Below are 14,874 nucleotides of genomic sequence, written 5' to 3' on the forward strand. Positions count from 1 at the left end.
CTAAATATCAAAATGGGTAATATGAAATATTGCAATCCACTTAGATTTGGCATCAGATACCGTTATAACCAATAATAACCTATTTAATTCCACGTCAAACCAATTTGTTCATTTTTTAAGCCCATAATCATTCCATGAGTTTTTTTAAACCTTTAAAATGCCTTTTGTCCGTATTTTTTGTTTTTTGGGGATCTATCACCCAAGCACAGCAGGATAAACCAACTACAGGCGGCAATATCCAAAAGCAATCGTCCAACCCAGCAGAGGTATTTTTGTCTCCTCCGTTAAGTGCAAGCCCTGGAGTATTATGGATGTGGATGGGATCTAACCTAAGCAAAGCCGGTATAACCAAAGATCTGGAGGCATTGAAAAAAGAAGGATTTAACAGCACAACGATGTTTAGTCTTGCAGATGCCACTACTCCATGGGCAGGAGAAATTAAAAAAAGCCCGACGCCCGAAATTATTTCGTGGACCGAACCCTGGTGGAAAATGGTGCGTCACGCGGCAGAAGAATCAAAAAGGCTTGGAATGGACTTCGGGATGTTTAATGGACCTGGCTATGAATCAAGCGGTGGCCCGTGGATAACTCCGGAAAACTCGATGCAGGAAATTTGCTGGTCAACAGATACAGTAACAGGTGGAGTATCTGATCATATTAAGCTCGCCCGCCCAAAAGTAAACCCACGAGGTCATACCCCCTACCCGGTTTATAATGAGGAAACTGGCCTTGTTGAAATTCCTAAAATTGCAGCGCGAAGTACCTACTATAAAGATATAGCTGTATTGGCTCTGCCGGTTAGCGGCATTGTACCTGCTGATAAAGTAATAGACCTTACCAGTAAAATGCAACCCGATGGTCAATTAAATTGGGAAGTGCCAGCCGGAAAATGGATTATATACAGGTTTGGCCATACTACAACCGGCACGTTAATACAGCCCGCCCAATGGAAAGCGACCGGACTTGAATGTGATAAAATGAGCCGGGAGGCTGTAACCTTTCATATTGACCACGTGGTGGGCGAAATAAAAAAACACCTTGGCGACCTGATAGGTACAGGATTTAAAAGTGTTCATTTTGACAGCTACGAAGCCGGTTACCCTACCTGGACCCCAAAAATGAGCCAGGAGTTTGCTGCCAGAAGAGGGTACGAAATTACTAAGTACCTGCCAACATTTGCCGGCAGGATCATAGGGACAGATCGCCGCGATTCATCATTATTTGTAAACGATTTTAATGTAACTGTAAAGGATTTGTACAGGGATGTTTACTTCGCCATTATAGCGAAAAAACTACGCGAAGCAAACCTTATATTTTTATGCGAGCCCTATGGCGGCCCCTGGAGGCAGGATGAGGTGATGCCTTATGTAGAGCGGGTAATGACCGAGTTTTGGACTTTTGGCGGGAGATATTCTCCTTATGAGCTTCAGCCAACTGTGGCTGCGTTAAGAAAATCAGGACAGAATATTATTGAGGCAGAAGCGTTCACCGGCGATCCGCACGATAGCAAATGGGATGAAACACCGGAATGGCTGAAACCAATGGGCGATGCTGCTTTTTGCGACGGCGTAAACCGCATGGTAATACACCGGTTTGTACAGCAGCCATGGGATGACAAATACAAACCAGGGCTAACTATGGGAGAATGGGGTACCCATTTTGACCGTACTCAAACCTGGTGGGAACCTGGCAAAGCCATGATCAAATACTGGCAGCGGTGCCAGGCATTATTACAATGGGGTACAATTGCACTCCCATCGGCAAATGATTTTTTGGTAAGTCAATCTACCGGGAATATAGTCGTTAAGCACATTCATCGCAAGCAAAAGCTTGTTGATGTGTATTTTGTAGCCAACGTTTCGCGCAATGCGGGCAAAGCCGTTTGCAGCTTTAATGTGATGGATATGCAGCCCGAGTTGTGGGACCCATTAACAGGTACCATGCGCGATTTGCCGAATTTTAAAGCAGATGGCGTTAACACAGAAATCCCCCTTGATTTTGATAAAGCACAAAGTTTTTTTATAGTATTCAGAAAAAAGGCAGTTACTAATACTGCAGCCCATAAAGAAAATTTTCTGCCAAGAAAGGAAGCCCTTGCTATAAATGGCCCGTGGGAGGTTAAGTTTGATAAACAATGGGGTGGTCCTGCAAAGCCTGTGACTTTTAAAACGTTGCAGGATTGGACCCAACAACCAGAAAAGGGTATTAAATACTTTAGCGGTACAGCTGTCTATAAAAAAACATTTGATGCACCTTTAAACAACAGCACAGATTCGTTATACCTTGACCTGGGTGTGGTAAAACATCTTGCCCGCGTTATTTTAAACAATAAAGACCTGGGTGTTTTATGGACCGCGCCCTGGAGTGTAAAACTACCAGCCAATTTACTAAAGCCAAAGGGAAATACACTTGTTATTGAAGTTACCAATGTATGGGCCAACCGCCTCATTGGCGATGAGCAGGAACCCGCTGACACAGAATGGCTGCCCGGCCACCGCGAAGGTCATTTTTTAAAGGAGTTCCCGGATTGGTTCCTTAATAACCAAAGCCGGCCATCAAAAGGGCGTTACTGTTTTACAACCTGGAATTATTTTGATAAAAACTCGCCGTTGATATCCTCGGGATTGCTTGGCCCGGTAACTATTACCAGTGAATAATTTTAATTCTTTTTAATAAATAAAATATATGAGCCGAAGTGTTAAAAATGTTTATGTATGTGGTTTATTGCTATTTGCGTCGCTAAAAATATCCGCCCAGGTCGCTGTATCGGCTTTACGGTGCGAATACAGGGATGCGCCTATGGGCATCAATACACCAAATCCGCAGCTTAGCTGGCTTTTGTCATCTAAAGCCCAAAATGTTAAACAAACTGCCTATCGCATATTGGTTGCTGATGATCCATTGCTGTTGCAGAAAAACGAGGGAAACATTTGGGACACCAGGAAGACGGTGTCTGATCAATCCATACAAGTTATTTTCTCGGGCAAAAAATTAACAGCTGCAAAGGTTTATTACTGGAAATTGATGGTTTGGGATAATCATGGTAAACCATCGGTCTGGAGCAAGCCTTCAGAATGGCAAATGGGTTTATTAACCGCCGATGACTGGAAGGGTGCAAAATGGATAGCCTATGAAAAAATTCCCGATTCATTGCGTATTGTGCCCGCAATAGCTAACCCGGATGACAGCAGGTGGAATAAAGGCAAAGATATTTTACCCTTAATGCGCAAGGAGTTTAGTGTAAACAAGGAAATTAAAAAGGCGACTATATTTATTACCGGCCTTGGTCAGTTCGATTTGAGTATCAACGGCAAAAAGGTTGGCGACCATTTTTTAGACCCAGGTTGGACCCAATATGATAAGCATGCTTTATACGTTTCTTTTGATATTACTAACAACCTGGTAAAAGGCAATAACGTGTTTGGAGTGATGCTGGGGAATGGTTTTTATTACATCTCCGGCGAGCGCTATCATAAACTGAAAGGTGCTTACGGCTATCCCAAAATGATATGCCGTACATTAATTGAATACAAAGACGGTACAACAGAGAATATGGTGAGTGATGAAACCTGGAAGACTGCTCCTGGCCCCGTTACGTTTTCGAGCATTTATGGCGGCGAGGATTACGATGCCACCTTATACCGCGAGGGTTGGGATAAAACGGGGTTTAATGATACGCAGTATAGAAAAGCGGTTGTGGTATCTGGTCCGCCGGTACTTGAAGCACAGGCAGAGGAACCGTTAAAGATATTTGATCAGTTTACAGTTAAAAAAATTACGCAACCCAAGCCAGGGGTTTGGGTATATGATATGGGCCAAAATGCATCGGCCATTCCGCAAATAACGGTAAAAGGCAAGCGTGGAGCTGTTATAAAAATTACACCTGCCGAGTTATTGGATGATAACGGATTGGTTATGCAGGCACCCGTTGGAAGCCCTGTTTATTTTAATTATACGCTTAACGGCCAGGGTACAGAAACATGGCATCCGCAGTTTATGTATTATGGTTTCCGCTATGTTCAGGTTGAAGGCGCGCTGCCTGCAGACCAGGCCGGGAGTTCGCAACTGCCTGCCATTGTAGAAATCAAGAGCCTCCATACCCGCAATAGCGCTGCTACAATTGGATCATTCAACTGTTCAAATGAATTGTTTAATAAAATATTTAAGCTGATTGATTGGGCTATAAAAAGCAATACAGCCAGTGTTTTTACAGATTGCCCTCACCGGGAAAAGCTTGGTTGGCTGGAAGAAGCGCACCTGGTTGGCAGCTCAATACATTATAACTATGATATAGCTACGCTTTGCCGCAAAGTGATAAAGGATATGATAAACGCGCAAACCAAAGATGGCTTAATACCAGATATAGCGCCCGAGTTTGTGCAGTTTGGTGGTGGTTTCCGCGATTCGCCGGAATGGGGAAGCAACGGTATTATTTTGCCCTATTATGTTTACCAATGGTATGGTGATAAACAAATATTGCAGGAAAGTTATGATATGATGACCCGTTATGTTACCTACCTTGAAAAAAAATCAAAGGGCCATATCCTGTACTTTGGTCTTGGCGATTGGTATGATATAGGGCCGAGGGATTTGGGGCCGTCCCAGTTAACGCCATCAGGAATAACCAGTACCGCTATTTATTATTATGATTTAACACTGCTATCAAAAATTGCCCGGATACTAAACAAGCCCGAAGATGAAAAAAGATATGCTGCTTTAGGCACCGAGGTAAAAATGGCTTACAACAAAACCTTTTTTAATCCGCAAACAAGCCAGTACGGTACAGGTAGCCAGGCTGCAAACGCTATGTCGGTGTATATGGGGTTGGTTGCGCCCGGGTATAAAAACAAGGTGGTGGCCAACATTGTACAGGATATTCGTAACCACAACAACGGAATTACAGCGGGCGATATTGGTTACCGCTATTTATTAAGGGTATTGGATGATGCGGGCCGATCCGATGTGATATTTGATATGAATAACCGATCAGATGTGCCGGGTTATGGCTACCAGATTGCGCAGGGAGCAACATCGCTTACCGAATCATGGCAAGGAAACCGCATATCCAGCAATAACCATTTTATGTTGGGCCATTTAATGGAATGGTTTTACAGTGGCCTTGGGGGCGTCAGGGCAGATACCGGATCAATAGGTTTCCGCCATATCATCATTCGCCCCGAGCCGGTAGGTGATGTAGACGAGGTGAAAGTAAATTATCAATCCCCGTATGGTAATATTAGTAACGAATGGAAAAAAACAGCCGCTACGTTTTATATGAACACAACTATCCCGGTTAATGCCAGCGCAATTATTTATTTACCGGCTAAAAAAAATAGTTTAATCAGGGAAAGTGGTAAACGCATAAGCACCAATAAAAATATAAAGCTTTTACGATTTGAAAATGGCAAAGCGCTCATTGAAGTGGGATCCGGCAATTACTCCTTTTCCGTAATTGATAAATAGCAAAATGAAAAGGGTATTGCAGGAAAAACAAGACGCTCGTAACACCTTTGCGTATAACACGTTCTACGATTTTGTCATAGTATCAATTTAAACCAGGTCGCAGCAAAGATTGCTGATAGCCCTTTATCTTTCTCCTGTATAAGCGTTGAGGTTGTTGCATTATGAAGGAGCGGCAAAATGCTGAGGCGCTGTAATTAAACGTTTGAGCACACTACCTGTTAATGCATCAGTTGATTTCTCATCGCTGGTAAAGCATACATTGTCGCTATTGCATTACTTTGCCCTTTCCCAGGCACTTGTCCGGCCCAATAAACACATACCAACGTATCCCCTGATATTCAGCTTAGTACCCTTTAGTTTAAAGGGTACATCTGTATATTTCACCTCTGGGTTTAAAACATTGTGTTGAACAAGCGGCAACTTTATTTAATTTTAATAACGACTTTTCCTTTGGCCCGTCCGCTTTCAACATAAGTGATTGCTTCTTGGATCGATTCGAACGGAAAAACTTTATCTAGAACAGGTATGATAGTACCGGAATTTATAAGAGAAGTGATCTCCTTTAGCTGGGCCCCGCTTGCCTTCATGAACAGAAAGGAAAAGCCCACATTAAGCTGTTTGGCTTTTTTTCTTACTCCAGCGCTCAAAAGGCGCATGATTAATTTTACGTACCAGGGGGCCCCGATTTCTTCTGCAAAGTCCCGATCAGGCGGTCCGGAGATCGAGATGAGTTTTCCACCCGGTTTTAATACACGCAACGATTTTTCGAGCGTCTTTCCATCCTGACTATTCAAAACCAGGTCGTACCCATGCAGCACTTTCTCAAAGTCATCTTTCTTATAGTCGATAACCACATCTGCTCCGAGGCTTTTAACCAGCTCGGTGTTAGCTCCACTTGTGGTGGTAGCTACGGTAGCACCCAAATGTTTCGCCAGTTGAATGGCAAATGTGCCCACGCCACCGGAGCCTGCCTGGATGAATACTTTTTGACCTTTTTTCAGGTTCCCTTTTTCGATCAGTGCCTGCCAGGCGGTCAGGCCCACCAGCGGGATGGATGCGGCTTCTTCCATGCTCAGCCTTTTCGGCTTAAGCGCTAAATCAGCTTCCTTAACAGCAATAAAATCCGCAAAAGTTCCAATCCGATGATCTGCCGGTCGCGCATAAACCTCGTCCCCAACTTTAAATTGTTGCACCCGGGCCCCAACCTTGGTCACAACACCTGCCACATCATGGCCCAAAACAAACGGGGTTTTATACGGTAAAATGAGTTTGAACTCCCCGTTGCTGATTTTGGAATCCAGAAGGTTGATACCGGCAGCGTGTACTTCCACCAATACTTCATCTGCCTGTGGTTCCGGTACAGGCATTTGCCCGATGCGTCCGCCATTCTTGCTTTTGTACTTGTCTATAATGAATGCTTTCATTTTTTTATTTTTATATGTTTGATGAGAATGGTTTCTACGATTGTAATAGCACGTAACTTTTCTTGGGATTAACCAAACCAAAAGCAATTCCTGGAAAAAGCCGGTTGACGATAAACAATGCTTTTGTATCACCTACACGGATGGTAAACTGATCCTTCTTGATACCTGCAATAAGCGCTTTTACCAAACCTTCTGTAGTCATTTTTTTGCCGTTCCTCTCAGCCGTCATTTCTGTAGCCACAACAGGAGGTAAAAGTTCAAATACTTTCAGGTTACTGTTTATAATTTGCAGGTGCTTTCTCAATGTTTCTGTGTAAAACCGCAATGCTACTTTAGAAGCTGAGTAAGTTGCTTCCAGTAATGATGGAACATAACTAAGTATGGAAGTTGTGTTGATAATGGCGCCTTCCGCCCTTGATTTCAGCATATCGAGGAAAAGGTTATTAAGCCGAATCACCCCCAGGTAATTGACGTTCATTTCATACGCCGCGTCTTCAATATGCTGATCATCTGCTATTCCCAGGTTGATAGGGGCAGTTAACACTCCTGCGTTATTATATAAAATGTCTATACCGCCCAGTTGCTGTACCTGGGTTAAAAGCTTTTGGGCGTCACCCGCATCCGACACATCACTTTTAATGGCCGTGATAGCAGGATACAGTTTCTTTGCTTCATTTAACTTTTCCTGGTTTCTGCCGGTGATGATAACCTTTGCGCCATTGGCTAAAAATTGTTTTGCTGCTTCCAGCCCGATACCTGATGCACCACCTGTGATCAATACCGTTTTTCCTTTTAATTGCATGGTTTTATTTCTTTTGTTAATTCTATTTATTATCGTTTTTGCTGACTATGATAATTGAACTAGCGTTGGATAATCCGTATAACCTTTTTCTCCCGGCGTATAGAAAGTCGACGGGTCGGCTTGGCTGAGCGGCGCGTTTGCTTTAAAGCGATCAACAAGATCAGGGTTGGCAATAAAGGGAACCCCAAATGATACCAAGTCGGCATCACCGTCTTTCAATACCTGGCTGGCTGTAATCTTGTTAAATCCGCGGTTAATGATAATAGTGCCGTCATAAAGCGGGCGGTAACGTTTGGCGACTTCTTCAATAGCCCAAGGATTGCCCGATACATCGGTAAAAGGTTCGATCAGGTGCAGGTAAGCCAGGTCGTATTCATTCAATTTGGCAACGATGTAATCGTGCACAGCCACGGTTTCCTCGTCGAGCATCATACCCTGGATACCGTGAAGAGAAGGGTTTAATCTTACGCCTACTTTCCTTATGTCCATCACCGTGTGCAGTTCATCCAGGATGTCGAATAATATGCGCGCACGATTCTTGATAGAGCCGCCGTAGTGATCCTGGCGTTTATTGGAATAAAGATTGAAAAACTGGTGCAGCAGGTAACCATTGGCTGCATGCAGTTCAACACCGTCGAAACCCGCCTCCACGGCGTTTGCAGCAGCCTGTTTAAAATCATGAATGGTCTTTTTGATTTGCACCGGTGTCATCGCCCTGGCATCTACCGTGTCCTTAAACCCTTCGGGCGTGAAAGCCTGGGCCAGGGGATTGAGTGCTGATGGCGCCAGCGGAAGCTCGCCGTCAAGCAGATCGGGATGTGATAATCGTCCCACATGCCATAATTGGGCGAAAATCTTCCCGCCCTGCTGATGCACCGCACCTGTAACCAGTTTCCAGCCTTCAACCTGTTCTGCTGTATAAATTCCGGGTACATTAAGGTACCCTACAGCTTCACGGCTTACATAAGTTCCCTCAGTGATGATCAGGCCGGCCGAAGCGCGCTGCTGATAATAGAGTGCCGTCAGTTCTGTAGCCACATTGCCCGGATTAGCCGAACGGCTGCGGGTCATCGGTGCCATTACCATGCGGTTGCTCAGAGAAAGGCCATTTAAATTATATGGCTCGAAAATTATTTGATCATTCATTGTTTTGCTTTTAAATAGTACCAGGAAGCAGGTTTGCAGCCCTGGTTCATCGTTGTTTAATTGTTATTTTATACCTTTTAGTATATTTTTTATCGTTCTGATTGCTTGTCGTCTTTACTAAATAATGTCTGCGGAAGCGGACTGAGTACGCTGTCGAAAAATAGCTCCCGTGTTTACAAAAAAAACCTTTTAGTATATTTTATATTAAAAAAAATTATATCGCATAACTTTCTAACTCCGCTTTCAGGCTCCTGAGCAAACCGGCCATCGGCTTTGCCGTATTCATCGCCCTGCACATCACAACTGCTCCCTCAACTGCCGACACCGCTTTGAACGCATAAACAGCCGGATCAAGCTGGTCAGAAAATTCACCGACGGCAATACCCTGGTTTAAAATACTCACAAACAATTCCTGTCCATGTCGGATGACTCCAGCTATTTTTTCTTTAATAGCCGGAAAGTTATCATCAGATTCCACCGCAATGTTAAATACAGGACATCCGCCTTTAAGGTAAGTATTCAAGGGATCTTTATAAAAATCGAGAAAAGCAAATACCTTAGCCTTCGCTGTTTTACCCTTGCTGATAGTTAACAACATTTTCTCGCCGTTAGTGTTCAGCATGAAATCAACTACCTGTAAGGCAAGGTCTTCTTTTCCTTCAAAATGACCGTAAAGGCATCCTTTAGTCAATTTTGTGGCAGCAAGCACGTCGTCTATATTAGCGCCGGATATTCCTTTCTGATTAAAGATAGGGGCTGCTGTTTCCAGGATGAATTGCTTTGTTCTTTCGGCTTTAGTAAGCATGTCAATAAATTTTACAATACTAAAATATACTAAAAAGTTTAATTAAAAAAACTTTTTAGTATATTATATTCTTTATGATAGGAGGATGACAATCATGGTGGTCCTGAAAATTAACTGAAGTCGCGCTACCTGAATAATCTGCTTAACAACAGGTTATAAACCGAGCCGTTTGCTTTTACTTATTATAATTTGCGAGAACACGACGCCCGTCATTGGTAATTATGCCGTTTATAAATAACTGGAGCGCTTCAAATATATCAGCCGGAGTCCTTACAGTATTATTAAACAGGTAAAAGTCTACTACCGATATATAGATGCCCGCAGTGGCCGGCACATCCAGACCAGTCCGGTACAATCCCACTGCAATGCCATTTGATAAATTTGATTCAATAACCGTCTTCAGGTGATTGATTTTAAATTCATGGAACGCTTTCATAGCCCTCGGGTACCTTTTCAACATCATGTCGTTAAAAAGGTACCGTAAGACGATCAAATGTTTAAAAAGACCTTGCTGAAGAACCAACTCCTGCACGGGGTCATCCGAGGCGTCGGTATTTGAGCTGATGATATTTTTAGATTGTCCTATCAGCTGGTCAACAACAGCTTCGACAAGGATTCCCTTATTGGCAAAACATTGGTAAACGGTTTTCTTTGACATACCGGCAGTACTTGCCAGTTCATCCATCGTTACACTGATGATACCATGGTTGATAAAAAGCTCAATAGCAATATCAATCAGACGTTTTCTTTTATCTTCCATTCCGGTTGCTTTAGTTGTTGACGGCTAACGCTTCAAGGACACTGTTTCTTAAACTGGCTTCAGGGCTGATTTTCTGTTTTCGCAGTAACATAATTATATACCGCTGACCTTACATAAAAATCAGCAAATGCGGTAGCAACCGTGCTTGATGCCTGCTGGTAAGCAGTCTGAGCATCCAGTACCTCAGAAATGGTGGCCAAACCAGCCTTGTAATTATCCTGGTTAACTTTCAGATTTTCGGTAGCCTGTTCCAGGTTGTCTTTTGCATAGCTGATCTGCGTAAGCTGGTCCTGCATATCATACCAATAGCGTATTATGCCCACTCTCAGCTGGTTTTGTCCATCCCGGAAATCATTTTGAGCTATTTGCTCATTGATCCTTTGCTTCTGCATCTTTTGCTTACCCCGGCCCCATAAACCGCTGGAGATGGGAATACTTAAAGTGACAAAACTGGCGGGTGCAAAATTACTCCCGATCCCGCTGTTGATCGATCCCGTCTGCGATGCACTTAAACCGACTGCCAGGCTCGGCAGGTTGTCGGCACCCGCTAACCGGGTCTGTAGTTTTTCACCCACTATGCGTTTGGTCAATAACTGATAATTGGCATTGCGGGCCAGGTTGGTATCGGGCTGCAAGGTAGGCAATACAGGGGTGCCGTTTTTATTAAGGGTGTCCTGCATCACCATGAGTGAATCAAAGGCAATGCCGGTGTACATAGAAAAATCCAGCAGGGCCACCCGGCGGCCATTCTGCAGCTTGCTTTTATTAACCAGCAACTGGCTAAGCTGAACTTTTACTTTGAGCAGATCGTTCCGGGCAATCAACCCGGATGCCAGCATATCTTTCTGCGTTTTTAGTACCGCGTTAAGCAATGCTTCATTGACCTGTATGGTTTTCTGTTGTTCCTGTATGTTTACCAGGTTCCAGTATTTCTGCTCGGTAAGCAATATTACAGAATCTGCTGATTGTTTTTTCCTGATCTGGCTGACCTGTAGCTGCAGTGCAGCTAACTGGTTCCCCGTTTTAATTTTGCCGCCAGCATACAGGGACTCCGTACCGGTTACGCCAAACAGGTAAAAGTTATTGATACCTTTTTCCAATAATGGCGGCGCGGCCGATATGAAGTCTTTAAACCCGAATAAACCCACCCCGGTTGCGCTGACCGATGGGAGATAATCTGACTTGGCTGCAGCTACATCGGTTTTTGCAGAGCTTATCCTCAGCTCACCATTTTTTAAAGCGTAACTGTAGGCTATGGCAGCCTGTTTACTTTCCTGCAGGGATATGATATGCTGCTGGGCACCAGCCTGCAGACATGTAAAAGTGAATATTGATAATAGGAATGTTTTCATGATAATGAGCTTATGCAGTTACAAGTTCCGGTGTTTTGCTTTCAGGATGCTTTTGATCCTCCTTGCGGAAGAACAGCCAGTATAGCGTTGGCAGCACGAATAGAGTCAGCAACATGGATAACAGTAACCCGAAACAGATCACAGTACCCAGCGGCCCCCATAAGGACGACCTGCTGATCACCATCGGTATTACACCCACAGCCGCTGCCGAAGAGGTTAAAAAGATTGGCCGCATCCTGCGTTCGGCAGAAAGTTTTGCAGCTTCAAAAACAGATTTACCCTCATGTAATCGTAGTTCTTCCGCAAAATCTATCAGGATGATACCATTACGAACTACAATTCCGCAGAGCGCAAGTAAACCGAGGAATGACGTAAAGCCAAAGGGATAGCCCATAATAAAAAGGCCAAAAGAGGCACCCAATAAGCTTAATGGCATAGTAGTAATACTCAATAGGGCATGTTTAAGGTGTTTAAAGTGCCATAATAAGATCAGGAATATCAATACGATACTTACACCAAGCGCGGTACCCATTGGGCCTTGGTTCTCTCCCTGCAATTCCAGTTCGCCCCCGTAACGCAGTTCAACGCCGGCGGGAAGTTTTATTTTTTCGATGGCCGGTTGCAGTTCCAGCAATACGGCATTGGCAACAGCTTCCTGGGTTACGTCCATACGTACTGTCAGCGTACGTACACTGTTTCTGCGGGCAATCTGGCCATCATTCCACTCCGGGTTTACGTCTGCAACCTGCCTTAAAGGGATCAGGGATTTAGTTTGTGGGGCTACGATATTCAGGTCACGCAGGGCTGAAAGGTCACTCCGGGACGCTTTAGGCGATTTGATCTTTACATCTATGGCGTAATTGTTTTCCCAAACTTGTGTGGCTGTAATCCCTTCTGAATGCATGGCTACTGCGTTGGCGATATCACTCTTGCTTAATCCAAGCCGTGCAGCTTCCGCTGTTTTTACATCTATTTTAAGGGTTGGCTGGATCTCGTTATAATCTGTCCGGGCCCAGGTAACCTGTTTATGCGTTTTACCAATGGCTAAAACCTGGTTAGCTACCTGTTTTAAGGCTGGAATATCATTTCCGCTAATCCTTACCTCGATAGGTGCCAGCGCATTGATCATGTTTAATTGTTTCATCCGAACATAAGCAGCCGGAAACAGGTTACTGTATTTATGCTGATAGTCAACAATTACCTCTGCGGTTGCGTCTTCAGATACTGTTTTGATCAGGATCTGCGCATAATTTTTTGATGGAAGATTTGGAGCATATACCGAGTGGAAACGCGGTGAACTACTGCCGATAAAGCTGGTATAATTAAGAATACGTTTATCCTGCTTTAATATCTTTTCCATTCCCTTCACCACGCTATCCGTTTGCGAAAGCCTGTAGCCCGATGGCAGGTAGATCTCCATTGCAAATTGGTTTCGCTCTACTTTAGGAAACAACTGTTGCGGCAGTACTCCCATAATCCCTATGCCGATCACTACTGACAGCACCGCAAAAAATACGGTTAGCTTGTAGTGTTTCATGGAATTGCCGATATGGTTATTAAAGAAATCCTGTAATCGATCCAGGAAAGATCTTTTTTCATCCGCCTTATTATGCAGCAAGCCTTTTTTGATGAACAGCGTATTGAAAAACGGCACCACCATCATGGAGATGATCAGCGACAGTGTCAAAGCGATCATGATCGTTACCGGGAACAGGCGGATAAAATCTTTTGCCGTACCGGTCATAAAAAATGCCAGTGGTACAAAGGTTGCTGATATGGCCAGCGTAGCAGTAAACACTGATGGAAACAATTCCTTGGCGCTGCTAATGGCGGCATCCCAAACGGACATGCCGTGGTCCAGCTTTTCTACGTGGTTATCAATTACAACAATAGGGTCGTCAACCACAATCCCCAGTACCACAATCAACGCTGCAAGCGTAACGGTGTCCAGTTCTATACCGGTCATATACATAATACCCAGCGTTGCGGCTATGGTAATCGGTATAGTTGCGGCTGCAACCGCGGCAACCCTGAAAGGAAGCAAGAGTAAGGCAACGCACACCACGCCGATAAGCGCAAAAGCAAACTCTTTCATAAAGTGGCTGATCGAATCATCCACCACCTCCGGCTGATCGGCCAGTTTTACCAATTGAATATCGGGCGGCAGGTGCTGCTTTACTTTTTCGATATGTTCTTCCAGTTCTTTACCAAACTGCACAATGTTTTTGCCGGTGATCATTTCCAGCGATATCACGATAGATTTGGTACCGTTTGATGTTACATAGCTGTCCGGCTCGTCATATTCACGTTTCAGGCTAGCTACATCGCGAAGACGCACCGAATTGCCGTTAGCGTCCTGCCGGATGATCTGTTCGGCAAGTTCGGCTTCGGTTTTATAGTAGGTGCTTAAATGAATAGGCTCATCTACCACCTTTCCTTCTACTTTACCGGTGGCGTTAATAGCGCCTTCATTTTGCAGTACCTGCATCACATTATTGACCGATATCCCTTTTTGCAGCAGTTTATTATTATCTACATAAACGGTGATCTGCTCGTTCAGGTTGCCGGTATGGGATATCTTGGCAACATCCTGTACCTGCCTCAGTTCTGCCTCTATGTCTTCTACATTACGGAGCAGTTCTTTATAGGGCCGTGTCTTGGATTCTACAGACAAAAGCATGGCAGAGGTATTACCGAAATCACTATCGATATAAAAGCCTTTAACTTCTTTAGGAAGCTGGCTTTGCAGGATCAGCATCCCGTTTTTGATTTTGTTCCAAAACACTTTAGTTTGGATAGCATTTTGGTTATCCGCGACCTCCACAAAGATGTACATTACGCCATCCCGCGAAAAGGAGTAAGTTTTTTTCTTGTTAACTTCGTTATTACTAAAAAGGTATTCTTCTACTTTTTTTGTCAGCTGCTCTTCTACCTGTTTTGATGAAGCGCCGGGGTATTGCCCTACGATAAGGCCCTGCCTGATGGTGAAATCCGGAAATTCGTTTCGTGGCATATTGAAAAGCCCGGATAAACCAAGCAGTACGAGTATGGCCGAAAGCGCAAGCGGGAATACATGGTACTCCATTGCCCATTCAATTAAATTTGAGTTCTTTTTCATGATA

At 44.1% G+C, this 14,874-nt stretch carries 9 protein-coding genes; 2 read left to right on the plus strand and 7 right to left on the minus strand.

What is annotated here, in order from left to right; genetic code table 11:
- Window positions 1-134: 134 nt before the first annotated feature.
- Window positions 135-2,657, plus strand: coding sequence for a glycosyl hydrolase (locus tag AC1D0K_RS24295; RefSeq protein WP_477463112.1), 2,523 nt, complete (start codon window positions 135-137; stop codon window positions 2,655-2,657).
- A gap of 28 nt (window positions 2,658-2,685) precedes the next feature.
- A complete protein-coding gene (locus AC1D0K_RS24300; protein ID WP_477391352.1) occupies window positions 2,686-5,463 on the plus strand; it encodes an alpha-L-rhamnosidase in 2,778 nt (925 codons plus the stop codon).
- Window positions 5,464-5,885: 422 nt separating this feature from the next.
- Here AC1D0K_RS24300 and AC1D0K_RS24305 read toward each other — a convergent pair whose 3' ends face one another.
- From AC1D0K_RS24305 to AC1D0K_RS24335, 7 genes are all read right to left on the minus strand, one after another.
- Entirely contained in the window at window positions 5,886-6,887 is a 1,002-nt protein-coding gene (locus AC1D0K_RS24305) for an NADP-dependent oxidoreductase (RefSeq protein WP_477391353.1), read from the minus strand.
- Window positions 6,888-6,921: 34 nt separating this feature from the next.
- Complete coding sequence (locus tag AC1D0K_RS24310) at window positions 6,922-7,689, minus strand: SDR family oxidoreductase (RefSeq protein WP_477391354.1); 768 nt, start codon at window positions 7,687-7,689, stop codon at window positions 6,922-6,924.
- A gap of 45 nt (window positions 7,690-7,734) precedes the next feature.
- A complete protein-coding gene (locus AC1D0K_RS24315) occupies window positions 7,735-8,835 on the minus strand; it encodes an alkene reductase (protein ID WP_477391355.1) in 1,101 nt (366 codons plus the stop codon).
- A gap of 214 nt (window positions 8,836-9,049) precedes the next feature.
- Window positions 9,050-9,640: a TetR/AcrR family transcriptional regulator gene (locus AC1D0K_RS24320; RefSeq protein WP_295715151.1), complete on the minus strand. Its 591-nt coding sequence runs from the start codon at window positions 9,638-9,640 to the stop codon at window positions 9,050-9,052.
- A 175-nt stretch (window positions 9,641-9,815) separates the two neighbouring features.
- On the minus strand, window positions 9,816-10,400 hold the full coding sequence (locus AC1D0K_RS24325) for a TetR/AcrR family transcriptional regulator (protein ID WP_477391356.1): 585 nt from the start codon (window positions 10,398-10,400) through the stop codon (window positions 9,816-9,818).
- 59 nt (window positions 10,401-10,459) lie between these two features.
- Complete coding sequence (locus tag AC1D0K_RS24330) at window positions 10,460-11,752, minus strand: TolC family protein (protein ID WP_477391357.1); 1,293 nt, start codon at window positions 11,750-11,752, stop codon at window positions 10,460-10,462.
- A 10-nt stretch (window positions 11,753-11,762) separates the two neighbouring features.
- Entirely contained in the window at window positions 11,763-14,870 is a 3,108-nt protein-coding gene (locus AC1D0K_RS24335; protein WP_477391358.1) for an efflux RND transporter permease subunit, read from the minus strand.
- Window positions 14,871-14,874 lie beyond the last annotated feature (4 nt).

Source organism: Mucilaginibacter sp. P1_A3, from assembly GCF_056406855.1.